The organism is Burkholderia sp. MSMB1589WGS (genome assembly GCF_001636105.1).
GTDB lineage: Bacteria > Pseudomonadota > Gammaproteobacteria > Burkholderiales > Burkholderiaceae > Burkholderia > Burkholderia humptydooensis.
This window is the reverse complement of record NZ_LNJT01000007.1, coordinates 1,019,275-1,044,249: the sequence shown is the minus strand read 5'-3', so window position 1 is coordinate 1,044,249 and position 24,975 is coordinate 1,019,275. Positions and strand designations below refer to the sequence as shown.

At 65.8% G+C, this 24,975-nt stretch carries 25 protein-coding genes, 1 tRNA gene and 3 pseudogenes; 13 read left to right on the top strand and 16 right to left on the bottom strand.

The annotated features are described in order from the left end of the window. Positions 1-165 precede the first annotated feature (165 nt). Positions 166-1,065, top strand: a complete 900-nt coding sequence (locus WT16_RS12780) for an IclR family transcriptional regulator (RefSeq protein ID WP_015602013.1) — start codon at positions 166-168, stop codon at positions 1,063-1,065. Positions 1,066-1,323: 258 nt separating this feature from the next. On the opposite strand, the gene WT16_RS12775 is transcribed toward WT16_RS12780, so the two are convergent. Next, entirely contained in the window at positions 1,324-1,908 is a 585-nt protein-coding gene (locus tag WT16_RS12775; RefSeq protein WP_015600956.1) for a helix-turn-helix domain-containing protein, read from the bottom strand. Between the two features lie 257 nt (positions 1,909-2,165). Here WT16_RS12775 and WT16_RS33670 point away from each other — a divergent pair, with 257 nt between their 5' ends. The 3 genes and pseudogenes from WT16_RS33670 to WT16_RS12760 all read left to right on the top strand — a co-directional run. After that, positions 2,166-2,618: a hypothetical protein gene (locus WT16_RS33670; protein WP_156521433.1), complete on the top strand. Its 453-nt coding sequence runs from the start codon at positions 2,166-2,168 to the stop codon at positions 2,616-2,618. A 654-nt stretch (positions 2,619-3,272) separates the two neighbouring features. Then, positions 3,273-4,304, top strand: coding sequence for an aromatic ring-hydroxylating dioxygenase subunit alpha (locus tag WT16_RS12765; RefSeq protein ID WP_063533453.1), 1,032 nt, complete (start codon positions 3,273-3,275; stop codon positions 4,302-4,304). A gap of 149 nt (positions 4,305-4,453) precedes the next feature. Continuing rightward, positions 4,454-5,347 (top strand): annotated as a pseudogene (locus WT16_RS12760) (conjugal transfer protein TraG N-terminal domain-containing protein); the annotation flags it as partial. Between the two features lie 18 nt (positions 5,348-5,365). Here the strand turns inward: WT16_RS12760 and WT16_RS31105 are convergent. The 3 genes from WT16_RS31105 to WT16_RS12750 form a co-directional block, all read right to left on the bottom strand. Then, on the bottom strand, positions 5,366-5,671 hold the full coding sequence (locus WT16_RS31105; protein WP_082874880.1) for a DUF3742 family protein: 306 nt from the start codon (positions 5,669-5,671) through the stop codon (positions 5,366-5,368). A 143-nt stretch (positions 5,672-5,814) separates the two neighbouring features. Continuing rightward, entirely contained in the window at positions 5,815-6,447 is a 633-nt protein-coding gene (locus tag WT16_RS12755; protein ID WP_063533452.1) for an RES family NAD+ phosphorylase, read from the bottom strand. A gap of 12 nt (positions 6,448-6,459) precedes the next feature. Next, on the bottom strand, positions 6,460-7,086 hold the full coding sequence (locus tag WT16_RS12750) for a hypothetical protein (protein ID WP_063533853.1): 627 nt from the start codon (positions 7,084-7,086) through the stop codon (positions 6,460-6,462). A 341-nt stretch (positions 7,087-7,427) separates the two neighbouring features. Here WT16_RS12750 and WT16_RS12745 point away from each other — a divergent pair. Beyond that, positions 7,428-8,010, top strand: a pseudogene (locus WT16_RS12745) (TraI domain-containing protein); the annotation flags it as partial. On the opposite strand, the pseudogene WT16_RS35615 reads toward WT16_RS12745, so the two are convergent. From WT16_RS35615 to WT16_RS12735, 3 genes and pseudogenes are all read right to left on the bottom strand, one after another. Then, positions 8,009-8,590, bottom strand: a pseudogene (locus WT16_RS35615) (Arm DNA-binding domain-containing protein); the annotation flags it as partial. The pseudogenes WT16_RS12745 and WT16_RS35615 sit on opposite strands and share 2 nt — an antisense overlap. Before the next feature lie 222 nt (positions 8,591-8,812). Further along, positions 8,813-8,887, bottom strand: a tRNA-Gly gene (locus tag WT16_RS12740). Positions 8,888-9,083: 196 nt separating this feature from the next. Continuing rightward, positions 9,084-10,058, bottom strand: coding sequence for a quinone oxidoreductase (locus WT16_RS12735; protein ID WP_063533451.1), 975 nt, complete (start codon positions 10,056-10,058; stop codon positions 9,084-9,086). Between the two features lie 137 nt (positions 10,059-10,195). Here WT16_RS12735 and WT16_RS12730 point away from each other — a divergent pair, with 137 nt between their 5' ends. The 3 genes from WT16_RS12730 to WT16_RS34415 all read left to right on the top strand — a co-directional run bounded on the left by WT16_RS12730 (position 10,196) and on the right by WT16_RS34415 (position 11,708). Next, positions 10,196-11,080 (top strand): LysR family transcriptional regulator, encoded by an 885-nt coding sequence (locus tag WT16_RS12730; protein ID WP_015600309.1) that lies wholly within the window; start codon positions 10,196-10,198, stop codon positions 11,078-11,080. 160 nt (positions 11,081-11,240) lie between these two features. After that, positions 11,241-11,483, top strand: coding sequence for a Sir2 family NAD-dependent protein deacetylase (locus WT16_RS34420; RefSeq protein WP_015600372.1), 243 nt, complete (start codon positions 11,241-11,243; stop codon positions 11,481-11,483). 9 nt (positions 11,484-11,492) lie between these two features. Then, entirely contained in the window at positions 11,493-11,708 is a 216-nt protein-coding gene (locus tag WT16_RS34415) for a hypothetical protein (protein ID WP_063533450.1), read from the top strand. A gap of 288 nt (positions 11,709-11,996) precedes the next feature. On the opposite strand, the gene WT16_RS12715 is transcribed toward WT16_RS34415, so the two are convergent. Both WT16_RS12715 and WT16_RS33665 read right to left on the bottom strand, forming a co-directional pair. After that, complete coding sequence (locus WT16_RS12715; RefSeq protein WP_063533449.1) at positions 11,997-13,217, bottom strand: S53 family peptidase; 1,221 nt, start codon at positions 13,215-13,217, stop codon at positions 11,997-11,999. Continuing rightward, entirely contained in the window at positions 13,214-13,465 is a 252-nt protein-coding gene (locus tag WT16_RS33665) for a hypothetical protein (RefSeq protein ID WP_156521432.1), read from the bottom strand. Before WT16_RS33665 ends, WT16_RS12715 begins: the two co-directional genes overlap by 4 nt. A 406-nt stretch (positions 13,466-13,871) precedes the next feature. Between WT16_RS33665 and crcB the strand changes: the two genes are divergently transcribed. Together crcB and WT16_RS12705 are read left to right on the top strand one after the other, a co-directional pair. Beyond that, on the top strand, positions 13,872-14,258 hold the full coding sequence (gene crcB / locus WT16_RS12710; RefSeq protein ID WP_004522284.1) for a fluoride efflux transporter CrcB: 387 nt from the start codon (positions 13,872-13,874) through the stop codon (positions 14,256-14,258). Positions 14,259-14,280: 22 nt separating this feature from the next. Then, on the top strand, positions 14,281-14,637 hold the full coding sequence (locus WT16_RS12705; protein WP_063533448.1) for a DUF190 domain-containing protein: 357 nt from the start codon (positions 14,281-14,283) through the stop codon (positions 14,635-14,637). A gap of 13 nt (positions 14,638-14,650) precedes the next feature. Here WT16_RS12705 and WT16_RS12700 read toward each other — a convergent pair whose 3' ends face one another. Further along, positions 14,651-15,214, bottom strand: a complete 564-nt coding sequence (locus WT16_RS12700; RefSeq protein WP_009917458.1) for a YggT family protein — start codon at positions 15,212-15,214, stop codon at positions 14,651-14,653. An 82-nt stretch (positions 15,215-15,296) separates the two neighbouring features. Beyond that, positions 15,297-16,301, bottom strand: coding sequence for a DUF2520 domain-containing protein (locus WT16_RS12695; RefSeq protein WP_063533447.1), 1,005 nt, complete (start codon positions 16,299-16,301; stop codon positions 15,297-15,299). A 402-nt stretch (positions 16,302-16,703) separates the two neighbouring features. Between WT16_RS12695 and WT16_RS12690 the strand changes: the two genes are divergently transcribed. Together WT16_RS12690 and WT16_RS12685 are read left to right on the top strand one after the other, a co-directional pair. Then, positions 16,704-17,000, top strand: coding sequence for a hypothetical protein (locus tag WT16_RS12690; RefSeq protein WP_009913340.1), 297 nt, complete (start codon positions 16,704-16,706; stop codon positions 16,998-17,000). Between the two features lie 163 nt (positions 17,001-17,163). After that, positions 17,164-18,147: a threo-3-hydroxy-L-aspartate ammonia-lyase gene (locus WT16_RS12685; RefSeq protein ID WP_063533446.1), complete on the top strand. Its 984-nt coding sequence runs from the start codon at positions 17,164-17,166 to the stop codon at positions 18,145-18,147. A 187-nt stretch (positions 18,148-18,334) separates the two neighbouring features. Here the strand turns inward: WT16_RS12685 and WT16_RS12680 are convergent, their stop codons facing one another. Continuing rightward, positions 18,335-19,009 (bottom strand): LysE family transporter, encoded by a 675-nt coding sequence (locus WT16_RS12680; RefSeq protein ID WP_063533852.1) that lies wholly within the window; start codon positions 19,007-19,009, stop codon positions 18,335-18,337. Between the two features lie 40 nt (positions 19,010-19,049). Further along, positions 19,050-20,609, bottom strand: coding sequence for a UbiD family decarboxylase (locus tag WT16_RS12675; protein WP_006025574.1), 1,560 nt, complete (start codon positions 20,607-20,609; stop codon positions 19,050-19,052). A 579-nt stretch (positions 20,610-21,188) separates the two neighbouring features. On the opposite strand from WT16_RS12675, the gene WT16_RS12670 reads away from it, so the two are divergent. Continuing rightward, positions 21,189-22,286 (top strand): lytic transglycosylase domain-containing protein, encoded by a 1,098-nt coding sequence (locus WT16_RS12670; protein ID WP_015600530.1) that lies wholly within the window; start codon positions 21,189-21,191, stop codon positions 22,284-22,286. A 427-nt stretch (positions 22,287-22,713) separates the two neighbouring features. On the opposite strand, the gene WT16_RS12665 is transcribed toward WT16_RS12670, so the two are convergent. The 3 genes from WT16_RS12665 to ribH all read right to left on the bottom strand — a co-directional run bounded on the left by WT16_RS12665 (position 22,714) and on the right by ribH (position 24,930). Beyond that, the gene (locus tag WT16_RS12665; RefSeq protein WP_063533445.1) at positions 22,714-23,907 is read right to left on the bottom strand and encodes a pyridoxal phosphate-dependent aminotransferase; all 1,194 of its coding nucleotides are present in this window, start codon (positions 23,905-23,907) and stop codon (positions 22,714-22,716) included. Positions 23,908-23,971: 64 nt separating this feature from the next. Then, positions 23,972-24,409, bottom strand: coding sequence for a transcription antitermination factor NusB (gene nusB, locus WT16_RS12660; protein WP_006025577.1), 438 nt, complete (start codon positions 24,407-24,409; stop codon positions 23,972-23,974). After that, positions 24,406-24,930 (bottom strand): 6,7-dimethyl-8-ribityllumazine synthase, encoded by a 525-nt coding sequence (gene ribH, locus WT16_RS12655; protein WP_006025578.1) that lies wholly within the window; start codon positions 24,928-24,930, stop codon positions 24,406-24,408. The genes nusB and ribH overlap by 4 nt, the downstream gene beginning before the upstream one ends. Positions 24,931-24,975 lie beyond the last annotated feature (45 nt).

The following is a 24,975-nucleotide window of genomic DNA, read 5'->3' as shown; positions in this document are numbered from 1 at the left end:
AATGAGACGGCAAGCCGCGTGCAAACCGTTCCGATGAGTGAAGGGCGCAAAGATCCGGAAATGCATGCGTCAATCCCGTGCACACCCGAATGCCCGCGAAATTTCGACGCAGCGAGAATGGCGGCTACTGTATTCCGTTCAACGAAATCGCCGAGGAGCACCCGCATGCAGGAACCTCTTTCGCACGGAATGGCCGCCGCGGCGCGCTTGCCGGGCGACGACGCGCGCGCCGCCGATCCGGCCGGCGCGCCGGGCACCGGCATGCTGCAACGCGCATTCGCGATCCTGCGCGCGCTGGCCGGCATGCAGCAGGATGGCGTGCGCGTCACGCATCTCGCGAAGGCCGTCGGTCTCACGCAAGGCACCGCGCACCGAATCCTGCAATCGCTGATTGCCGAAGGGATGGTCGAGCAGGACGTACAGTCGAAGCTGTACCGGCTGAGCGTCGACTTCTTCGCGCTCGCCGCGCAGGCCGGCAACCCGAGCAGCATGCGCACGCTGTGCCGCCCGGCACTGCTGCGGCTGTGCGCGAGCCTCGGCGAGACGATCTTTCTGCTCGTGAAGAGCGGCTTCGACGCGGTCTGTCTCGACCTGTGCGAAGGGCCGTTCCCGATCCGCTCGTTTACCGGCGACATCGGCGGGCGCATCGCGCTCGGCGTGGGGCAGGGCAGCCTCGCGATCCTCGCGTTCCTGCCCGAAGCCGAGCGCGAGGAAGTGATCCGCTTCAATGTACCGCGCATTCGCGGCTACGGTGTGCTCGACGAGGTGTACCTGCGCACCGAGATCGAACGGGTGAGGCAACTCGGCTATGCGGGCCGCAACAGCGGCGTGCTCGACGGGATGGCCGGCGTCGCGGTGCCGATCCTCGATCGCACCGGCTATCCGGTCGGCGCGCTGAGCGTCGGCACGCTCGCGTCGCGCCTCGGCGACGACCGGCTGCCGATGGTCGTCGAACTGCTCAGGCGGCAGACCGATGCGATCGGGCCGCGCACCAATCCGTTCGACGCGGCGCTGCGGTGGCCGATGCATGGGTTGGCGGGGAGCGCGAGGACTTTTGATCGATGAAACAGAACCGAATCCGGGTGTGGCAAAGCTATCCGAGCGCCTTCACTGCCGCGTCGCGGCTCGGCGAGCGGTGCGAGCGTGGCGTTGCTCCACCGGGATCGCTTCGGCGTTCACGGGGAGTTCGCGTGCCCCTGCGGCGTGCGCCAGCTCCGACCCACGTCAACCGGGGCCGCTTGCATGCCGTGCTTCCGTGCGAACTCGCTGCTCGTGGCCGTCACCGTCATGCGGAAAATAACAGCGGGTCTCGCTATCGAAATGTCAGGTGGACGTGCCTAACAGCAGTTTGGTAAAGCTTCTGGCGGTTGCGTGCAGTCGATCCGGATCGTGGTAAACGCGCTCGATCACGGTAAGCCCTCGCGAGAACACCACGATCATTCGGGCTGCCTGGGCCGGGGGAATGCTTAACGATGACCGAAGCGGCTCGCGCGAGAGAGATTCCGCTATGCGCGTCTCCAACCTATCGAGCAACGTCCGCAAGCACTCTTGAACCACTGGGCTTACCTCGTCACTTTCTCCCGCCATCTTTGTCGTCAGGCATCCGCGTGGGGGAGAACCAATCGACATGTTTCCGATTGCGAAGTCGAAAAAGCGTCGCAAAGCGAGTGATGCGGAGGGCGCATCAAGCGCGGCTTGCGCTTCCGACAAGAAGCATTTCGTGTATCGCTCATAGGCAAGCAGAAAGATTTGCTCTTTCCCACCGTAGGCGTGATAGAGCGAACCGCGCTGGACCTGAGTCGCCTCGGCGAGGTCCGACATGGACGTGGCCTGCCAGCCCTTCTGCCAGAAGACTTCCAGTGCCTTGTCCAACACGGATTCCTCGTCGAACTGCCTGACCATCGCCATGAAAACGATACTCCTCAAAGAGCGGTTAAGGTTCCACTTGCAACGTTCTTTGACAAATGTGTCAACGTTGACAATAATGACATTATAGGACAACGAGAGACGGTCAGGGTCGGACTGTCTTGAGTCCACGACGCGTTCGAAGCCCGCCAAGCGACGTGTCATCGTCCACAAGGGACTTTTACCTGACTTACGCCGCTCGTCATCCAATTGGAACCGTTTTTCTTCGTTTCTCACTTGATAAATAAGGAGTGCTATAGATGAGAAACAGTCAAATCAAATGCGATTGTGGTTTCGCCGTCTACCGCAGTACGCGCGATTGCCGCTTGACTCGCGGCGTCGCCGAGCGCTATCCGGATGGCTCGGTGGAGATAGTCCTACCTCTGCAATTGGTTGTTATCGACGAGCGCCCTTCTCAAGGGTCGGCTTACTACCGGACCAGTTCGAAGAAAGTACCTCAATGTTGCATCAGGGAGGGCGAAACAGCGGTGTCGAAGTGGCGGATCGATGATCAATCGGCGCTCAATCTCTTTGCTGGCCACGCTAGTGCCGAGGCCGAGCTTCCCGGCGATCTCTTCGAACGCAAGCCGTGTACTCCAGACTCGGTTTGGGCCAGTAGAAGTGCAACCTCTCGGATGTATGGCGCAAGAGCATCTTCACGCGATTTCGGCACGTGTCCAGCACGGTACGCACGCCTTTTTCGAAAAGCCTGAGCAACATTTCCAAGCGGAAGGTCCGCTTTACGGTCCCTTTTATGAGGGCCAATTTGATTTCCTTCGCGATGACGATGCATTCCGAATGCCGGAACTTCGTCGGAACACATCGCTTTGGGACAACCAGGCGGACGAGGACGGCACGTGCATGACGGTACCAATCGTGTCGAGAAGCGTCTACCAACTCAAGCGCGCCGTTGATGAGACCGCAATGTTCACCCGGGCATGATTCGGGCGAGACCGAGGCCCGGCCGAATCGTTAAAGAATCCGAATTGAATCGCCGATCCGGGGAGCGCACGCGCTCGCGATCATGACGTCCCCCATGCAAGGAGAAACAAGCATGCGTCTACTGAATCGCACACGAGTCCTCGTCGTCGGCGGCGGGCCGGCCGGCGCGACCGGAGCGGCATTCCTCGCCGCGATTACGAGGCGTTCGAGCGCCCGACGCCCGCAGCGCTGTCTCGCCATCGTTCCCGCGGTGCGCGGTGCGACGAACGTCCTGTGGTGCGCCGTTCGCGATGCGCGAGCAGATCGACAGCCTGGCGCTGTTAATGCTCGATGAGTTCAATTCAACGGGATGAAAATGCCCGACCTCGCAGGATGCGTGTGTCGCGAAACTCGATGTCGATCGATTGCCACGTAAGGAGGAGACGATGCTATCCGTTCACGAGGATTGCAATCTGACGAACCATCGCAACGAGAACGATTGGATACCCGATCGGATTAGCCTGCGCAACGCGTGGCTTCCACTTGCCCATACGTTTGAGATCAGCGAACGGGTTTCGCGCTGGCATATTCGATCGGTACCGTACTACCTCTGGCGAACGGGTGGTCGCATCCACACATCCCAGTGGCATCCCGAATTGCCAATCTCAAAACGTCCCCCGTCGCATCGGCAGGAGCACGCGGAACATTGCCCGGTGATCGAACGATATGGCTATGTATGGATTTGGTACGGCGATCCCGAGGCCGCAAGCGACACCTTTCTCCCAGATGTGCCGTTTCTGCCGCGCGATGGCGGTCTGCCCAAATATATGCAGGGCAACATCCGTTTCAATTGTTGCGCGCCTCTCCTGATCGAAAATCTGCTGGATTTGACGCACTCGGATTTCCTGCACGCGAAGGTGTTTGGTAACGAACGGTCCGATGAGGATCGGATCGACGTGCGTTATACATCTGAAACGGTGACGATGATCCGCCGCTGCAAGAACAAGTCGGTGATACCAATCATGCGTTGGTTCGGTGGCGTGCGCGCGAAGTATCAGGACGTTCACGCGGTGATTCATGTGCATGTGCGCAGTTCGATCGCGCTCGCGTATGGTCGCCACATTCCGGGCAGCGATCTGCCCTTGTTCCATCCGTGCGTGCCCGAGTCGGGCAACCACTGTCGGCTCAATTTCGCATTGAATGCGACGGCATCGCCGTGGCCGTTGCGCCTCATATTGCCATTCATGCCCTATGTCGTTGGGCCTCAAGACAACAGCATGGTTGATAGGCAACGTGGTCGCTACCTCGAATCTGGCGAGCGTCGTGATCTTTTCTCGCGCTTTGATCAGGCCGGTCTGCGCTATCGAATTCTGCTGCAGCAACTCGCGAAACGGCAGAGAGAAGGGGATTTCGCATACGCGGATGACGCACTGCCGAATCAGGACGCGCGCGATATCCTCGGAATGCCCTGCCTATAGTTCAGGGAGAGCACCGGATAGCTTCCGAACGACATGCGCTCGCATTTGTCGCCCCATGAGCAACGGAAGCGCCAGGTCTTTGGCGCCGGTGGCGGAGACGTAGAGACAGAGGCCGCCGAAATCGGCCAGCGTGTACGGTGTGCCGGTTGTTCGTGGCGATCGTGCTCATCATGTTCGCCGGCATCCCGTTCATCCCGGTCAATCTCTCCACGATCAAGTTCGACACGATCCGCTCCGAGCAGTGCCAGGTCAAAGTCCCGCAGCCAGCGGACACGGGCTGGGGCACGTCGTATACCGCGCTTAACAACCAGAGCGCGCTGGTGCTCGTCTGGTGGTTCTTCATGCACGCCATCTCGAAGGCCGTCACCGGGGCAGCCGTGGCGGCGATCCCGTGCGGCACCGACCTGCGCCAGATCCGTATGGACGTGGATGCCACCCGTATCAACGACCCGGTGCTTGCCCAGGAGGTCGCCGACTTCACGCACGACTGCTACGGGCCGTCGCGCGCCAAGTTCTTCATGAACCGGCCCACGCTGTCGGACGCGCAGATGAACGACGTGACCTGGATCGGCTCGAACTACTTTCTCAACACGGGCGGCTTCTACGACAGCTATCATTCGAGCACGGCGCGCACGGCCTGGCCCTACGATGCCAGCCGCGACGCGGGGTTGGCTCAGGTGGACAGCGGCGGCGGGTATCCGACGTGCCGGCAGTGGCGGTCGGATGGGCGCCAGGGGCTGCGCAGCCGTTTGCTGGCGCAGGTCGATCCCGACTTGCTGACCCGTATCGGGAAATGGGCCGGCTTCCTGTCGCAGGCAGAGGTCGACGACTCGGTGATCCGGGCGACCGTTTCTCCCCAGCAGCAGAAGATGAACCAAGGGCAGGTCTATGCGGATTACGGCGGCCAGGTGGGCATGACGTTGCCGAACGAGGTGACGCGCGGTGCCGGCGACGTGGGGCTGGCCGTGGGCTCGCTGGGCTTTTTCCCGGCGATGGACGTGGTGCGTGAGGCACTGCCGATGGTGCTGTCGTTTCTGAAGATCAAAGAAGTGACCCGCCGCTCAATCGTCGTCGGATACGTGCGGATCAATCCGCCAGTTGCTCTTGTCGTAGAGGCCGAAGCCGTTGGGGCCTTCCCGCCACTCAGGTTGCGGATCATCCTGATCCAAGCCACCGTGCTCCGCAAGCCAAGCTGCTACGACTGCAAATACCAGCAACAGTGCCAGCCAAAAGACGGCGTAGAACAGGATGGCCACCACGCCGAGCTTGACGATCCACAGCGTGGTAGTAGCGCCGCCGGCGGGCATCCCCTGAGCCACCAGCCAGGCCACAGCTTCGCGCTCACGGCGGACGTAGGCACGCCACATCCCGTCTAACCAGCGGCCGAGGCGTTCTGCGTGGCTGCTGGGTCTTCGTGCTCATGGCTCTCGTCACCTGCTACATGCGTGTGGGCTATGCCAGTTTGCTCCAATCGGTTCTGCTAATGGCTTCAATGCGTTCCATACCTGCCTCAGAACACTTCGTCATCAGGTTCCACCGGGCCGGGATCAGGCTCCACGGCGACACGATAGGTATCGACGAAGCGTGGCCAATCCGCATGGTCAATCAGGTCGATGTCCTCAATAACCCTGACCATCGCCTCGGCACGGTCAAACAAGGCGATGCTCGCAGCGGGGTAGTTGTTGCGCGATGGGTAGAGCACGCCTGCGAACAGCGGAAAGCCTTCGTCGCCGAGCATCGCATGCACCTGAGCGGACACCTGCTGCGTGTGCGTGTAGTCGCGGCTGGCCAACTGCTCCAGATTCAAGCCGAAGTAGCCCGCCATGACGCCCGGGGCCGTGAGGTCCGCGAGGCGCAGGTCGTCCAGAACACCCACGGCGCGCACCAGTCGGCTCTGAACTTCTTTCAGCGCGATGGCGCGCTTCGTGTCCGCGAGCCATTGGTGTTTGTGGAACACCGATTCCATCAACGCCGTGGGCAGGTCGCGGCCCAAGTAGAGCACACCGTAGCTCCGTGCGGGGTCGTCGTAGCGGTTGGTGCCGTCGCGGCCGTAGTACAGCGGGTCTCCCCGATACGCAGCGCGGCTTACGTGCTGAAGCAGTTCACCGGCCTCGATCGGGAACGACGGCAATTCAATACTCACTCCAACCTCGTCTCAATGAGCGTGCACGCCCAGCACGTTGAACACCGCCCTGGCGACGTCGTCGATCGAGCCGGCCGTCACCGCATCCACCGGCGAACGCCGGTCCAGGCCTTCGAGCGGCTCGGACAGCGCACGGTAGATCGTCCAGTTGTCGATGCCTTCGACTTCCTGGAGCACGGCCTGCGTCAACTGTTGTTTCACTGGGTCGAGCTGCCAGTCGGGCAGCTTCTGGCCGCGCGGCCCCACGTTCAACGCCAGCAGCCGACGAGCGTCGATGTCCTTGTAGATTTGCTGGCGCGACTTGTCCGCCAACTTGGCGAACTCGGCGAGCGGCAGATTGTGTGGCTGCTCGAAGGCTTCCAGCATCGCGGTGCGACCACGCTGGATGTCAGTTGCACCAGGCGTCCAGCGCGTACCGGCACGCAATGCAGCCGCCTTGCGTGCCAAGGTTTGCTCCACCGTCTCCGCTTCCAGGTTGGCAGGCAGTTCGACCGCTTCCACGCGCTCATGCACGAACGCCTGAAGCTCGGCCGCAAAGGCACGGGCGTCCCGGATTTCGACGGTCGTGAAGAAGCGATGTACATCTTCCACCGTGACGCGCGGCAGGTGGTCGGCAATGAATTCAAGGGTCTTGGGCATGGTCGTCTCCCGCAGGCAGGATGGAAACACAAGAACCACTCTAATCTCCTTTGTCTCGTTTGTCAATTTTGTAAAATTGCGGATTTCCTCCGCGACCCGACCGTCATCGACAGGGCGGACGCGGCACTCGCGCAGCATAGGACGGCTCCTCGCGCCTGAGCGCCGGCCAATCCGATCGGGGCCATCCCACATTGATGGTGGAACCACCTTCCGGGTTGCCCTATACCCAAAAAGTTGAAGGTCAAAGGGCTGGCAAGGGGCAAGGGAACGGGGGGCAAGGGGAAAGGCCCTACCCGAAAGGGCCAAAAGACTCCCCCGCCAGTCCATCACCGGGATTCGCCATGCTCTCGCTGTTCCAGCGCAAAAAGGTTCCGCCGGCCGCCAGCGCGCCGTCGGCACGGCCCATCGAGCCATCCAAAGGGCTGACGCGGCCAGAGCTGGCCGCGTCGCTGCTGGCGACGCCGCGGCGGCAGCGGCTACTGGAACACATCTGGCAACGCACGTCCGTCTCACGCAGCCAATTCGCCGCGCTGTACCGCGCGCCGCTGGAGCGCTACGCCGAGTTGGTCCAGCAGTTCCCCGCATCGGAAAGCCACCATCACGACTACCCCGGCGGCATGCTGGATCACGGTCTGGAGATCGTGGCCTATGCACTGAAGCTGCGGCAGTCCCATCTGCTGCCGGCCGGTGCCACGCCGGAAGCGCAGGCCGCCCCAAGCCGAGGCGTGGACTGCCGGCACCGCCTATGCGGTGCTGCTGCACGATATTGGTAAGGTGGCCGTCGATCTGCACGTCGAGTATGGCGACGGCGTCGTCTGGCATCCTTGGCACGGCCCGCTGTGCCGGGCGTACCGCTTCCGCTACCGCCCTGAACGCGAATACCGCCTGCACAGCGCCGCCACCGGCCTGTTGTACGCTCGCGTGGGTTCTGCTCCAGGCCCGGCATGATCACCAGTGCATACCGGAAAAGCTGGTTGAACCAGGTGCGTACCTTCTCGGCGACGGACGGTGCGCCGCGCTTTTCGATACGACCGACGATCTCGAGCAGATCAACACGGGTGACGTTATAGATCGACTGCTTGCGCAGAAGGGGGAGGATGTTCTTTTCGAAGATGCGCGGGATCATCGCGAGCGTGGTCTGCCGACCCATTTTGAGGCGTCCGTGTTCGCGGCGGAACGTGAGCCACTTTTCGTACACCGCCTCGAAGGTGTTCTGCTCGACTTGAGTGGCGATGTGCCGATCCTTTTCTCGTTGCCGCTGCGGGTTGATGTTCTTGGCCACCAGCGCCCGTGCATGATCGCGGCGGTTGCGGGCCTCGCGCAGGCTGATCTCCGGGTAGTCTCCCAGGGACATCCGCTTCTGACGGCCCTGCCACGTGTAGCGGAAGTGCCAGGACTTGGCGCCTGTTTTCGAGACTGCCAATGAGAGGCCATCGAAATCGGGGAGGGTGTAAGCGTTTCCGGTGGCCTTGGCCTGCCGGACGGCCATGTCAGTGAGTGCCATCTCTGCTCCTGAACAGAGTCAGAAGTCAGATACTCATCCCATGGCTCGCTTGACCCCAGCAACAATCCGGACTCGAACCCGACCGCTTTGGTGGACTAGCGGATGGACCAAATCAGTCCAGCAGTAGGGGGATTTCGATGGATTTCGCTGGAGGACTGTCGAGGAAAAAACCTTTATCGACAGCAGCTTATGGAAATCGGTGGATATCCATGGAAGCTCAAGTGGAGCGGGCGATGGGAATCGAACCCACGTCATCAGCTTGGGAAGCTGAGGTAATGGCCATTATACGACGCCCGCAAAATGGATAATTCTACAGGGTTTGACGGGAGAAATGCAATGGGCCGGCCACCGTTCGATGCATTGCCGCCGTTATCACCCGACGGGCATCGTCCAGCGCCATCACGCGCTGCGCACACGTCCGCACGAGCAGCGCCGCGCGCCCAGATCGATTTCCGCGAGCAGGCGAGACGCATCGCGCCCGCCGCCCTCCGCGTCACACGGTCAATATCACGCTCCCCGTCGTCTTCCCCGCTTCGAGCGCCGCATGCGCGCGCGCCGCATCGCTCAGCGCGTAGCTCGAGCCGATCGGCGCGACCATTCCGTCGGCAAGCACGTCGAGCAGATCGCTCGTGCCGCGCGCATACAACCGAGGATCGTTCGCGTACGCAAGCGAGCTCGGCCGCATCAGGCCGATCGAACGCGCGAAGCCGAGATCCTCGACGCGCACGGGTGGAATCGGCCCCGCCGGCTGACCGAGGCTCGCGACGACGCCGAACGGACGAACGACGCGCAGCGTCTGCGCGACCATGTTCCCGCCGATGCCGTCGATCGCCAGATGGACGCCACGGCGCTCCGCGATGCGCACCGCTTCGTCGGTCCAGCCCGGATCGGTATGGAGCAGCACGTGATCGGCGCCTGCCGCGCGCGCCAGCTCGATCTTGCCCGCCGAGCCTACCGTGCCGATCACTTGAGCGCCGAGCCGCTTCGCCCATCGCACGACGATCTGTCCGAGTCCGCCCGCCGCCGCGTGCACGAGAATCCAGTCGCCGCGCGTCGTTGGATGCACTTCGTGCAGCAGCATGTGCGCGGTGAGGCCGCGCAGCATCGAGCTGCCCGCCGCCTCGAACGACAGCGCATCGGGAATCCTGACGAGCCGGCTGGCCGGCAGCACGCGCGACTCGGCATAAGCGCCGATCGGCGCGCCCGCATACGCGACGCGGTCGCCCGGTCGCAGCCGCGTCACCTCGCTGCCTACCGCTTCGACGACGCCCGCGCCTTCGAAACCGAGCACGGCGGGCCGCGACGCGACCGGATACAGCCCGCTGCGGAAATACGTATCGACGAAGTTCACGCCGATCACCGATTGCCTGATGCGCGCGTCGAGCGGCCCCGGATCGGGAACGTCGAGTTCGATCGCCTTCAGTGCTTCGGGGCCGCCGGTTTGCGTGATCGCCATCGCAAGCGTCATGGTGTTTTCTCCAACGTGATGAACAGAAGGGGGAGCCGGGCGCGGATCCATGCGCCGAATCGAAACCAAGGTTATGGCTCGATGCGGTCCGGTGTAAATTCCCCGGATCTGCACTGTGTCTGTGGAAAATCGCACCGATGTTCGATTGGGAAAACCTGCGGCATTTTCTGGCGGTCGCCCGAGTCGGCACGCTCTCGGGCGCGGCGCGCGCGCTCGGCGTCGATCATGCGACGGTCGGCCGGCGCGTGACGATGCTCGAAACCGAATTGCAGGTGCGGCTCGTCGAGCGCTTTCCGCGCCACTGCGCGCTGACGGGCGCGGGACGGCGGATCTTCGAGATCGCGTCGGCGATGGAGGCGGGCGCGTTCGCGATCGAGCGCACGATCCAGGCGGAGCGCTCGCAACTGGCGGGTGCGGTCGTCGTCAGCGCGCCGCCCGTACTTGTCACGAACTTCTTCGCGAAGGCGACGACTGCGTTTCGCGAGCGCTATCCGGGCATTCAGCTCGCGCTGTCGGGGCAGGCGCAGAGCGTGTCGCTGAGCCGGCGCGAGGCGGACGTCGCGGTGCGGCTCGTGCGCCCGAAGGAGGCGGGCAACGTCGTGCGCCGCATCGGCGCGATGGAGTTCGCGCTCTATGCGGCGCGGCGCTATCCGTATCTGCAGGAGCCGGCACGCTGGGAATTCGTCGGCTACGACGATCAGTTCGACGACATGCCGCAGCAGCGATGGCTGAAGAAGATCGCAGGCAAGCGGGCGATCGCGTGCCGGCTCGGCGACATCACGAGCCAATACGCGGCGACGCGCGCCGGCGCCGGAATCGGGATGCTGCCGCGCTTTCTGCCGGCCGCGGGCGACGATCTCGTCGAGCTCGACGTCGACGCCGAGCCGTTCGTGCGCGACATCTGGCTCGTCGTGCATCGGCAACTGAAGGCGTCGCCGCCGATTCGCGCGGTGATGGATTTCATCGTCGAGCGGGTGCAGGGCACGCCCGCGCTGCAGCGTTCGAGCGCGACGGCGCGTTGATCGCGCGGCGGGCGCGCCGGTGGATGCGCATGGGAGGGGGCGGTCGTGCCCGCGCGCCGCTCGTCGCTTGCCGTCCAAAGTCCAAAACGCTTGGCGGTGCGCCGCGCGAGCGTATGATCGTCCCGACTTCGAACGAAATCTGGAGCGAAACCGCCGCGCCATGTCCGATTCACGCCGCCCGCCTTCGAACCTGTCGTCCGCGATGCGCGCCGCCGCGACGCCCGTCGCGGCCGAACTCGTCGACGCGGCCGTTCGCGCGTTGTCGCGCGCCGATGCGCTGCTCGTCACGGCGGGCGCGGGCATCGGCATCGATTCCGGGCTGCCGGATTTCCGCGGCGCGGAAGGATTGTGGCGCGCGTACCCGGCGCTCGGCGATGTCGGCTACGCGTTCCACGAATCCTGATGTTCGACGATGCCGGTTGGCTCGCGCGCGGGACGCGTGGCGGTGGTCGAAATCGGCGCCGGTACCGCGGTGCCGACGGTGCGCTTCTTCAGCGAACGCATCGGCGACGACGTGATCCGGATCAACGTTCGTGAAGCGCACGCGCGGCGCGGCGACGTGATCGGATTGCCGGGCGGCGCGCTCGAGACGCTGCGCGCGCTCGACGCCGCGTGGCGGCGGGATTGACGCTCGACTGCGCGCGCGACGGCTGTTGCCGTGCGGGTGCTTCGCGCGGTCGAGAGCGGCGTGGGCCACGCGCGTCGGCGCGTGCGGTTGCCGGCCGGTGGGCGAACGATCGACCGGATATCGGCGGCGATCCGGGCGCTGCCGGGAAAAACGAAAGAGGCCATGCTGCGCGCATCGCCTCTCTTGATCGTCTCGAACGTCTGCTCGTCCGCGTTCGGCCCGCGTTACCGGATTCTTCTCGCGGCGCGGCGTCGCCCGCCGCCGAGCGGGGGGCAGCCGGTCAACTCGTCAGGGTTGCGCGACGAGCCCCTGAACCAGGTCGAGCGCCTGCGGCGAGCCCAATCCCGTCACGTAGTCGTAGCCGCCGCTCGCGGTGCAGATCGTCCCGCAACTGCCGTTGGTGCCCGACGTGATGTCATGATAGTCGCTGCCGTATGCGGACTTGCCGACCGTATAGAGCTGGTTGTACGAGCCGGCGAGCTTGCCCTTGCCGGCCGCGGCGCGCATCGAGTTCGCGATCGCGAAGAGCGCCGCCCATTGCGGCGCGCCCGCGCTCGTGCCGCCCACGACGAACCAGCCTGATTGCCCCAGGTAGGTGACGGAGTCGTACACCGCGAAGCCCGAGCCCGGATCCGCGTCGTACGCGACGTCGGGCACGCCGCGGCTGCCGGCATACGGAATCGGCCACAGCGCCTGGCCCGACGGCTCCGGCTCGTATGTGCCGACGCCGCCGCCGCCGCCGCTCCACGCGGTTTCGCCGACGTAGTTGCCGGATGCGTCGACGGCGAGCGTCGTGCCGCCGACCGCGACGACGTACGGCGACGCAGCCGGATATTCGGTGCCGTTGCCGCTGTCGCCGGACGATGCGACGAACGTCACGCGCGACGGCGTGCTGAAGTGGCTGTCGTAGCCCGTTTCCGAGCTGAATTCGCTGCCGCCGAAGCTCATCGACACGACGGATGCGCCCGCGCCGACTGCCGCGTCGACCGCGGTCATCAGATCGTTGAAGCCGTTCGACGCCGCCTCGACGAGCACGATCTTCGCCTTCGGCGCGATCGCGTGCACCCATTCGACGTCGAGCGACATCTCGAGCGACCAGCCGGCGTCGGCGCGCGGCTTGCTGCCGCTCGCGTAGAGTTTCCTGAAGCAGCCGTTCGACGTCGTGCAGGGCGGCAGCGAGAAATTCTTGCTGAAGGCGCCAAGATCGGATTCGATCTTCGGATCGTCGTATGCGTCGACGATCGCGACGATCATGCCGTCGCCCTGGTTCGCGATCGAGTCGAAGCCGTACGCGTGCCGCACGGTGGCGGGCGCGAGGCCCGAGACGGTCGTCGCCGAGAAGCGCGCCGGATTCGTGTGGAACGGCGGCCGCGCGAAGCCTATCGGCACGCGAGTGCCCTCGACGTACGACGGCGGGTGCGCGGGGCCCTGCGCGAGCGAGGCTGTCGCCGCGAATGCCTGAATGCAGGCGGCCGTTATCAGGATGGACAGCAAGGGTTTGTTTTTCATGCTGTATTCTCCATATCAATAAATGGAGTGGTCTGTTTGAATTCTACGAACCGGAAAGGTTTTTTGAATAAAAAAATCGCATGTCGAGGGATTTCCCGAGCCTGTTTCCAAGCACTGAAAACGGGCATCGTTGCCACCGTCGAATCAACGGGGAGACCAGGCCGGGTGGGGGAGGGCTGCCGAGCCGGACGAGCATGCGGCGAATCGACAGAATCGGCAGCATCGGCCGATTCGACCGTTTCGTGCATTCGACATCCTGCGTAACCCGAGCCGTTCGTTCTTAAATAATCCGAATAATTGATTTTTTTGTGTTTATCGTTTTCGTTTTATTCGGCTTGTTGAAAATAGAACGAACGGAAGTTTTATTTGGAGTTTTACGTCATGGCGACGGAGCCGGATTGGCGAAGAGACGAAGCGGCCGGCAGGCGAAACGACGCAGCACGTTCCGGCCGGCCCGCCGATGCGTGCCGATGCGCGCCGAGCAGGCCGATTGCCGGGCGTGCGGAAATCCGCATAAAGTTGAGCATGTGCGTCGCCGGCCGGGCGCGTCCGAAGCCGCGAAGCCATGCAGCCGCGCAACTGCGCCGGCATGACGCCGGGCTCGGGCCCGGCAAGCGTCGCGCCAATCTTCTCCGTCACGCGTGGGGTGCCGCCTTGTTCTATTCGATCGTCGCGATTTTCGTCGGCGCCGGGCTTGGCGCGTTGCTGCGCTGGTTCCTGAGCATCGGCCTCAATGCGCTCCTGCCCGAAGTGCCGCTCGGCACGCTCGCATCGAACCTGATCGGCGGCTATCTGATCGGCATCGCGGTGGTCGCGTTCGCGACGCGGGCGGGGCTGCCGCCCGAATGGCGGCTGTTCGTGATCACGGGCTTCATGGGCGGGCTCACGACGTTCTCGACGTACTCGGTCGAAGTGATGACGCACGCGGTTCAGGGCGAGTTCGGCTGGGCGCTCGCCGTGGCTGCCCTACACTTGATAGGTTCGTTCACGTTGACGGGGCTCGGCATGTGGACCGCGCGGGCATGGCTCGCGCCGGCCTGATCCGGCGTCGGGGGAGGCGGCTATGGACGGGATCTTTCTGCGTTTCTACGTACATGAGAATCACCGGCTGCACTGGAAGCCGCTCTGGGAGTGGCTGCTGGAGGAGGCGAACCGGATGGGCGTCGCGGGCGGCTCCGCGTTTCGCGCGATGGCGGGGTTCGGCCAGCACCGGGTGCTGCACGAGGACCGCTTCTTCGAGCTGCAGGGGTCGCTTGCGATCGAGGTCGAATTCGTCGTCACGGAAGACGAGGCGCGGCGGCTCATCGAGCGCGTGTCGCGCGAGAAGGTGCGCGTGTGCTACGCGACGATTCCCGCGCGTCTCGGCGTGATCGACAATCTCGGCGACGGCACGCCCGGCGCCGCGCCGCCTGCCGCATAGCGCCTGCCGCCGGTCAGATGCCGAACAGCGTGAGCGACACCGCCGCGCGCGTGACGATCATGATCAGCACCTGAACGATCACGAACAGCAGGATCGGCGACAGGTCGATGCCGCCCAGATGCGGGATCAGCCGGCGCAGCGGGTTCAGGAACGGCGCCGTCAGTTGATACAGGATCGCCATCGCGGGGGAGCGCGGGTTCAGCCACGACAGCAGCGCCATCAGGATCGTGAGCCAGAGCACGAGATTGAGCGCCCACTTGACGACGGTCAGCAGCGCGACGACGAGGATCGTCGGGATGATCGACAGCGCGTCGACGCCCGCCATCGTCACCATCAGCGCGACGTAGACGAGCGACGTGACGACGGCTGCGACGATGCTCGCCCAGTCGACGCCGCGCACGCCCGGGACGATGTGCCGCAGCGGCAGCACGAGCCAGTTCGTCACCTGCAGCACGGCCTGCGTGACGGGGTTGTACGGCGGCACGCGCACGGCCTGCAGCCAGACGCGCAGGATCAATGCGGCGCCGAACAGCGTGAAGATGGTATTGAGCAGAAAACGGGCGATCTCGCCGAACATCTTTGAATCCTTTTCGTTATCCAGTCCAGTCGGGTAGCGTGCCGACGCCGCCTTCGGGCGGCGTGCATCGGGCGTCACCTTATCACGGCTCGTCGCGGGCGGGGCGCGCGAGGTCGAGCGAACGGGCGAGCGATGCGTCGAGCGCGTGCTCTAGCGCGTCGAGTGACGGGGGCGGCGACGCGCGCCTGCGCGCGAGCGCGACCGCGCGGCGGGTGTGGAGCGCGTAGAACGCCGCGTGGTCGCCGCCGCGCGATTCGAGCAGCGCGAGCTGCCGCTCGACGATGCCGACGTCGCCGCGCGACACGGGCCCGGCGAGCGCGTTCGCGAGCCCCTTGTCGCGCGCGGTCTCGATCGTGCCGGCGAGCATCGGCAGCAGCGCGCGCAGCGCCTCGTCCTCGGCGAAGCCGAGCGCGCGCCACAGCTCGACGCATTCGGCGAGGTTGCAGAGCGCGAAGCTCGCCGCGTAGTTCGCGGCCGCGTGGTAGAGCATCCGGCCGCCCGCCGGGATCGACAGCGGATGGCAGCCGAGCGCCGCGGCGAGTGCGGCGAGCACGTCCTTCAGCGCGCCGTCGGCTTCGATCGTCACCGAGCACCCGTCGATTCGCTCGAGATCGGCGTCGCCGCCGCCGAACAGGTAGAGCGGATGGAAGCCGCCCGTCGCCGCGCCTTGCGCGCGCGCGGGATCGAGCAGGTCGACGCCCGACGCGCCGCTGCAATGGACGAGCGCCTGGCCGCCGGCGCGCGCGGGGGCGAAGCGCAGCTCGGCGGCGATTCGGCCGAGCGCGTCGTCGGGCGTGGTGACGAAGATCAGGTCGGCTGCGTCGACGACTGCCTGCGGCGTATCGAGCGCGGCGCAGCGCGTGCGGCCGCGGTCGGCGTCGGAAGCGGCGTGCGGGGCGGCAGGCGCGGCGGCGGCGTGCGCGGCTCGCTCGGCGTCGATTTGCGCGGCGAGCGCGGCGGCCGACGCGCTCGAGCGGCTCGCGATCGCCGCGACGTCATGCCCGGCGCGCGCGAAGCGGCGGGCAACGCAGCGGGCGAGGCGGCCGGCGCCGATGAAGCCGATGCGGGGCGTAGCGGAAAGGGACATGGAAGCGATCCGTCATCTGCGGTAAACCATCAGTATCGCGTATTCGGCCGTGACGGCGTTCGGTCTGGCCCTAAAGCCGCATCGATGACGGGGGCGGAGCATGCGGCGGCGTCCTTCCGTGTCGCGCCGTCCGCATACTGTCTCTAATTTGTAATCGTTCATTACCGCGCGCCGAACGAGCGGCGCGGCGGCGTCCGCGGCGGCGCCCGCGATGTCTCGCGATCCGCCGAACGGCCGCCGGACCGCGCCCGCGCCGCCGTGCCGCAGAGCTTTGTGCAATTGCAATTTGCAACAAATGGGCGTGGCTCGCGATTCCGGATTTCGCTACATTCGTCTCATACGGCAAGGATGCCGTCGCTGTCGATACGGCGAGCGCCGCCGCCCGCCGTCAGGAGAACCAAAGTGAAAAAGCTCATTCCGTTGATCGCCGTCGCAGCACTGGGCCTCGGAGCTGCGAGCGCCGCCCAGGCGCACGTGTCGATCGGTGTCGGCATCGGGGTGCCGATCGCGCCGGCGTATCCGGTCTACGCGCCGCCGCCGCCCGTTTATTACGCGCCGCCTCCGCCCGTCGTCTACGCGCCAGCGCCCGTGTACTACGGGCCGCCCGCCGTCGTGGTCGGCGGCGGCTATTACGGCTACGGCCGTCCGTACTGGCACCATCACCGCGGCTACTACGGCCGTCCGTACTGGCGCTACTGATTGATGACGTCGACGCGCCGCCTGGCGGGCGGCAGCGTCTGACGCTGCGGCGCGTCACGGCGATGTCCGTGCCGCGCCGTTTTCTTTTCCGGTTGCTGCGCGAGTCGAGCGAAGCTGGGACAATGGCCGCTTCCTTGTCCAATGCGTTTTCGCACTCGCTGCCATGCCTGTTCAATCCGCCTCCGACCTCGTTCTCCCGACCTTCGACGACGTGACCGACGCAGCCGCCCGGCTCGCCGGCGTCGCGCATCGCACACCCGTCCTCACGTCCAGCACGGCCGATGTGCGCACGGGCGCGACGGTCTTCTTCAAATGCGAGAACTTCCAGCGGATGGGGGCGTTCAAGTTCCGCGGCGCGTACAACGCGATCTCGCACTTCGACGCCGAGCAGCGCCGCGCGGGCGTGCTCACGTATTCGTCGGGCAACCACGCGCAGGCGATCGCGCTCGCCGCGCGTCTCGCGGGCATTCGCGCGACGATCGTGATGCCGCACGACGCGCCGGCCGCGAAGGTCGCGGCCACGAAGGGCTATGGCGGCGAAGTCATCACCTACGATCGCTATACGGAGAGCCGGGAGGAGATCGGCGCGCGGCTCGCGCAGGAGCGCGGCATGACGCTCGTGCCGCCTTACGATCATCCGCACGTGATCGCCGGGCAGGGGACGGCCGCGAAAGAGCTGATCGAGGAAGTCGGCGAGCTCGACATGCTCGTCGCGCCGCTCGGCGGCGGCGGGCTGATGGCGGGCACTGCGCTGTCGGCCGCCGCGCTGTCGGCGGGTTGCGCGGTGATCGGCGTTGAGCCGGAGGCGGGCAACGACGCGCAGCAGTCGCTCGAGCGCGGCGAGGTTGTGCGCATTCCGGTGCCGCGGACGATCGCGGACGGCGCGGCGTCGACGCACGTCGGCGCGTACAACTTTCCGATCCTTCAGCGGCTCGTCAAGCGAATCGTCACGGCGAGCGACGCGCAACTCGTCGACACGATGCGTTTCTTCGCGGAGCGGATGAAGATGGTCGTCGAGCCGACCGGCTGCCTCGGCGCGGCCGCGGTGCTCGACGGCGTGCTGCCCGTCGCGGGCAAGCGTATCGGCGTGATCCTGAGCGGCGGCAACGTCGATCTCGCGCGCTACGGCGAGTTCCTGCGCGGGTGAGCGTGGATGCGGACGGCTGGCGGCGTGCGTTGCCGCGCCGGCCGGAATGCGTTGCGTCGATTCAGGATTGCGGCGCGCGCCTGACCCGATCGGCCGGCACGCGCGGGCGAGCCGTGCCGCGCGCGCACGCTCACCGACGCGCATCGCGCCGCCCGCCCGCGAGGGCGGCGAGCCGCGCCGCATTGCATCAAGCCGCCGCGTTCAGGATCAGGTCGCGATAGCCGCCGACGATCACGCTGTACGAGAAGTACGCAAAAAGCAGCGCCGACACGACGTGGCACGCGCGCATCAGCCCCGCGCCTGCGCGCTTGCGGCCCTGGCTCGCGAGCGTGCAGAGGAAGAGCGTCCACGCGAGCCCGCCGAGGAAGAAGCCCGACAGGAACACCGATGCGGTCGCGGGCGTCGTCGCGCCGGCCTTCGCGATCAATGCGCCGCCGACCGCCGCGAACCACAGGATCGCCGACGGCGACGACATCGCGAGCAGCATCCCGCGCGCGAAGTTGCGCCACGTGCCCTTCCGGGCAAGGGCGGCGGGCGCATCGTCGCCGATGTCGCGCGCCGGCTCGGGAAGGAGCGCCTCGCGCGCCATCTTCCAGGTGAGGAACAGCAGCACCGCGCCGCCGCCGAGCCACACGACCCAACGCACGGCCTCGAACTGCAGCAACACGGCCATGCCGGCGAGCGCGAGCGTCGCATAGACGAGGTCGCCGACGCACGAGCCGACGCCGAGCCAGAAACCCGGCTTGAATCCGTGCGACAGCGTGAGCGACAGCATCGCGACGTTCACGAGGCCGATGTCGAGACACAGGGAAAGCGACAGGAAAAAGCCGTCGGACAGCATCGACGTGGGGGCGAAGCTCATCATGTGCGGTTGTTATTGAACATGTTCGACGCGCGAGCGTTCACGACAGGCCGATTTCGGTCCACAGACGATCGACGCGCGCTTTCACGGCGGCGTCCATCTCGATCGGCCGGCCCCATTCGCGCTGGGTTTCGCCCGGCCACTTGTTGGTCGCGTCGAGCCCCATCTTCGAGCCGAGACCGGCGACGGGCGACGCGAAGTCGAGATAGTCGATCGGCGTGTTCTCGACGAGCACCGTGTCGCGCGCCGGATCGACGCGCGTCGTGATCGCCCAGATCACTTCCTTCCAGTCGCGCACGTTCACGTCCTCGTCGACGACAACGATGAACTTCGTATACATGAACTGCCGCAGGAAGCTCCAGACGCCGAACATCACGCGCTTCGCGTGCCCCGCGTAGCTCTTCTTCATCTGGACGATCGCCATCCGGTAGCTGCAACCCTCGGGCGGCAGATAGAAGTCGGTGATCTCGGGGAACTGCTTCTGCAGCAGCGGCACGAACACCTCGTTCAGCGCGACGCCGAGCACGGCCGGCTCGTCGGGCGGTTTGCCGGTGTACGTCGAGTGATAGATCGCGTCGCGGCGCATCGTGATCCGCTCGACCGTGAAGACCGGAAACCACTCCTGCTCGTTGTAGTAGCCGGTGTGGTCGCCGTATGGGCCTTCGAGCGCATGCTCGTAGCCGGCCGCGGCGCCCGCCGTCGGCCTCGGCGGCGCGCCTTCCGGCGCCGGTGCGGGCGCGCCCCGCTGCGGATGAATGAAGCCTTCGAGCACGATCTCCGCGCGCGCCGGCACCTGCAGCGTGTCGACGCCGGGCGTCAGGCATTTCGCGAGCTCGGTGCGCGCGCCGCGCAGCAGGCCTGCGAACTGGTATTCGGACAGCGTGTCGGGCACGGGCGTGACGGCGCCGAGCGTCGTCGCCGGATCGGCGCCGAGCACGACGGCGACGGGATAGGATTGGCCCGGATGCTTCAGCGCGAATTCGCGGAAGTCGAGCGCGCCGCCGCGATGCGCGAGCCAGCGCATGATCAGTTTGTTGCGTCCGATCAGTTGCTGCCGATAGATGCCGAGATTCTGGCGCGTTTTGTTCGGCCCGCGCGTGACGGTGAGGCCCCATGTGAGAAGCGGCCCGGCGTCGCCCGGCCAGCAGGTCTGGATCGGCAGCTTGTGCAGATCGACGTCGTCGCCTTCCCAGACGATCTCCTGGCACGGCGGCGCGGACACCGTCTTCGGGCCCATGTCCCACACGGCCTTCGCGAGCGACAGCAGCTTGCCCGCGTCCTTCAGGCTCTTCGGCGGATCGGGCTCCTTGAGCGCCGACAGCAGGCGGCCGATGTCGCGCAGCGACGCGAGCGCCGCGTCGTCGGCGGCGTCGACGCCCATCCCGAGCGCGACGCGCCGCGGCGTGCCGAACAGGTTGCCGAGCACCGGAAACCGGTAGCCGGCCGGCGCGTCGAACAGCAGCGCGGGACCGCCGGCGCGCAGCACGCGGTCGCAGAGCTCGGTCATTTCGAGGACGGGCGACACGGGTTGCGTGACGCGCCGTAATTCGCCGCGCTGCTCGAGGCTGTGAATGAAATCGCGTAAATCTTTGTATTTCATGAAGGATGTCCAGGCCGCGCGCGACAGGCGGCGGCGGTGGGGGCTGGGCACGGAGCACGCCCGAACGAGCGCCGATTTTACCCGGCCGGACGGCTAGGCGATGAAAACGTAGAAAATGGCGGCGGATCCGAACGCCAGACGGCATGCGGCTTCCGATTCCGATTCGTAACAAATCATTACTTTTTGTTATGAAATTGCATTTCTATAGTGTTGACGATCTATAAAACCCTGCTAGAATCCGCTCACATTGGTTGCAGGCCCCTGTAGTTGAACCATCAATCCCCGGCCCTATAGACGCAGCGCGTCGCCGTCCGCCGATACCTGCACGGCCTTCTGACGGTCTGTTTGTTGTCCTAGCCAGCGCCCAGTCGACGCTGGTTTTTTGCGTAGGAGCCTCGCGCGTCCGCCTGCCGCAAGTGCAGGCCCTGTTTCGACGTGGCTCCGAACGGTACTTATACCGTTTCTCCGATACCGAGGCGGTCCGACCAAGACGCTCGGTGTCTTGATTCCGCGGCAGCGCGCCATGTCTCGCTTCGAGCGCCAAGCGAGCCGCACGAATCATGTCCGTGGAGGATCTGAATGAACGCTTGGTTAACGTGGCGTCCCAATGAGCGGCATGCGCAGATGTTGCGCGCAGCGCTGCGTCGCGGGACGCGTGTCAGTCACCATCTATTCAGCGTGGTCGGTTGCTGCGCGGTCGCGATCGCGCTGGCGCTGTGGCTGCTGCCCAATGTGCGCGGCACGCTCGCGGCCAAAGTGATGCCGTTCGTGTCGGCCGCGGTCCAGGCCGGTCCTGCGCGGCTGCTGAGCGGCCATCCGCTGCCGACTTTCGGCCCGGCGAACGCCGACGAGAGCGAATCGATCAATGCGGACGCGTCGCCTTCGACGGCAGCTACCCCGGCCGACGCCGGCGCGACGTTCGACGCGACGCGCATCAGCCCGTCGCCCGTGTCGCTCGCGAAGCTCATTCCGACGCAGCGCGTCGCCGCCGATGCGCGCGACGACCGCGCGCTCGCGTCGAACCGCGAACAGGCGCTCGTCGCCACCTATCTCGCGCGCCGCTACCGTGTCGCGCAGGAGCCCGTCGGCCAGCTCGTGAAGGCGGCGTTCCAGACGGGCCGCGACGTCGGGCTCGACCCGCTCCTGATCCTCGCCGTGATGGCGATCGAGTCCGGCTTCAATCCGTATGCCGAAAGCGGCGTCGGGGCCCAGGGGCTGATGCAGGTGATGTCGAAGGTTCATTCGGACAAGTTCGAGTATTTCGGCGGCACCGACGCGGCGCTGCAGCCGGTCGTCAACATCCAGGTCGGCGCGCTCGTGCTGAAGGACTGCATCGCGCGCGGCGGCTCGCTCGCGGGCGGGCTGCGTCTGTACGTCGGCGCAACGACGCCCGACGACGGCGGCTACGGCGGAAAGGTGATCGGCGAACGCGACCGGCTGCGCGATGTCGCGCGCGGCCGCAAGGTGTCGATCTATGCGTCGCAGCAGCCGGCGCAGGGCGCAGTGACGACGGTGTCGACTTCGGGCGCGACGCAAAAGCGCGTGCGCACGACGCTCGACGGCGCGCACCCGCTGACGATCAAGGCTGCCGCCGCGCCGAAGGCGCCGCAGCAGGACGACGCAAGCGTCGACACGACATCGAAGCACGAAGCCTCCGCCTCGGAGCTCGGCACCTGACGACGCGGATCGGCGCGTGCCGGAGCGGTTGGCCGCCTCGGCTGCGATGGCTGCCGGGCATCGAAGACTGGGAATCATTGAAAAAGCCGGGTCCTGCGTTGAGCGGGACCCGGCTTTTTTCGTTTGGGCGAGCGGTGTTTGCAGTATGGTTTTTTGATGCAACTAACGGCAAGTTTGGGCATCCGCTGTTGCGGCGGATGGTTATGGCTCGTCGCCCTTGGTGTGGGGGCGGGTTCCCGGACTACGCTGAAGTCCGGGGCCGAATCTCAAACCGCATACGCCGACGCCATGCCCGAACGCCGAAGCGTGGCGCTGAGGCGTTGGACGAACGGCGCGCCGCGCGGGACCGGCCGCAACGGACGTCGGCCTCCAGCGCACCGGCTGGAGGCCGAGTGGACGGCGGCGAGGCGTCCTTCCGTCCTATCGACTATCGACCGAACAGCTTGCCGAGACGCTCGACCGCCTCTTCGAGCCGCGAGTATGCGGTCGCATAGGACAGCCGGATATAGTCGCGCGGCGCATGAACGCCGAAATCCATCCCCGGCACGAGCACGACGCCCGCGTCGTGCAGCATCGCGCTCACGAGCGCGGCGCTGTCTCCCGACGACGGATGCGCGACGCCGCCGCATTGCGCGTAGACATAGAACGCGCCGTCCGGCATCACGGGCACCTTGAAGCCGAGCGATTCGATCGCCGGCACGATGAAATCGCGGCGGCGCTTGAATTCGGCGCGGCGCGCCTCGTAGATCGCGAGCGTGTCCGGCTCGAAGCACGCGAGCGCCGCGTGCTGCGCAAGTGCGGACGGGCAGATGAACAGGTTCTGCGCGAGCTTCTCGAACGTGCCGACGAGTGCCGGCGGCACGACGAGCCAGCCGAGCCGCCAGCCCGTCATGTTGAAGTATTTCGAGAAGCTGTTGACGGTGACGACGTCGTCGCCGAACGACAGCGCCAACACGGGCGCGCCGTCGTAGCTCAGGCCCTGGTAGATCTCGTCGACGATCGAGAAGCCGCCGCGTGCGCGAACGGCGTCGACGATCCGGCCGAGCTCGGCGGGTTCGAGCGACGTGCCCGTCGGGTTCGACGGCGACGCGAGCAGCACGCCGCGCGTGCGCTCGCCCCAGCGCGCCTTCACGTCGTCCGCGGTCAACTGGAAACGGGTTTCCGGGCCGCTCGGCACGAGCACCGCGCGGCCCTCGGCGGTCGCGACGAAGTGGCGGTTGCACGGATACGACGGGTCGGGCATCAGCACTTCGTCGTCGCGGCCGACGAGCGCGAGGCACGCGAGCAGCAGCGCGGCCGAAGCGCCCGCCGTCACGACGATGCGCTCCGGCTCGATCGCGAGCCCGTACGCACGCGCATAGTGCGCGGCGATCGCCTCGCGCAGCGGCGCGATACCGAGCGCGCCCGTGTATTGCGTGACGCCGCGGCGCAGCGCTGCGGCGGCCGCGTCGACGACGGGCTCGGGCGCCGTGAAATCCGGCTCGCCGATGCTCATATGGATGACGTCGCGGCCTGCGCGCTCGAGCACGGCGGCCTCCTTGACGATTTCCATCACGTAGAACGGCTCGATCGCGTCGACGCGCGACGCGAGTCTCAGGAGCGAATCGGCAGCGGCATTCATCGTCGAATCAAAACGGTGGGGAAGGTGAAAAGCGGGCGCGCGCCGCGCGCCCGCGAACGGAGGATTACGCGTTGCGCCGCGCCTGCGTTTCGGCCGGGCGCAGCTTGACAGCCAGCTTGTCGAGCACGCCGTTGACGTACTTGTAGCCGTCCGAGCCGCCGAACGTCTTCGCGAGCTCGACGGCTTCGTTGATGATCACGCGGTACGGCGTTTCGATCTGGTGCGTGAGCTCGTACGTCGCGATCAGCAGCACCGCCCGTTCGACGGGCGACAACTGATCGATCGGACGGTCGAGGCTCGGCGAGATCGCCTCGGCAAGCGTCGCATGCTCGCGGATCACGCCATGCAGGATCGTGTCGAGCAGCGTCTTGTCGGCCTTGTCGTAACCCAGCGCGCCGCGCAATTGCGCGTCGATCTCGCCCGGCGCCGCGTTCGACAGCAGCCACTGATACAGGCCCTGCGTCGCCAGCTCGCGCGATTGTCGGCGGGCGCTCTTCTTCATGCGCGCTCCTCTTCGTCTTCGTCGTCCTCGTCTTCGTCTTCGTCCTCTTCGTCGTCGCTCAGTTGATCGAGCGTCATCGTGAGGTTCGCCATCTCGATGGCGACGCGCGCGGCGTCGCGCCCCTTTTCGGTCATCCGCGCGATCGCCTGCTCGTCGGTCTCGGTCGTGAGCACGGCATTCGCGATCGGCGTGTTGAAGTCGAGCGCGATGCGCGTGATGCCCGCGCCGCTCTCGTTCGACACGAGCTCGAAGTGATACGTCTCGCCGCGGATCACCGCGCCGAGCGCGATCAGCGCGTCGAACTGGTTGCTTTCCGCGAGCTTTTGCAGCGCGAGCGGGATTTCGAGCGCGCCCGGGACGGTCACGAGCAGCACGTCTTCGCCGGAGACGCCGAGGCGCTCCAGCTCTTCGACGCATGCGTCCGCGAGGCCGTTGCAGACAGGCTCGTTGAAGCGCGATTGAACGATGCCGATACGCAGGCCATCGCCTTCGAGGTTCGGTTGATATTGTCCGATTTCCATATTCTTTCCGTAGAGTGGATGAGCGGTGATAGGGGCTGCAGCACA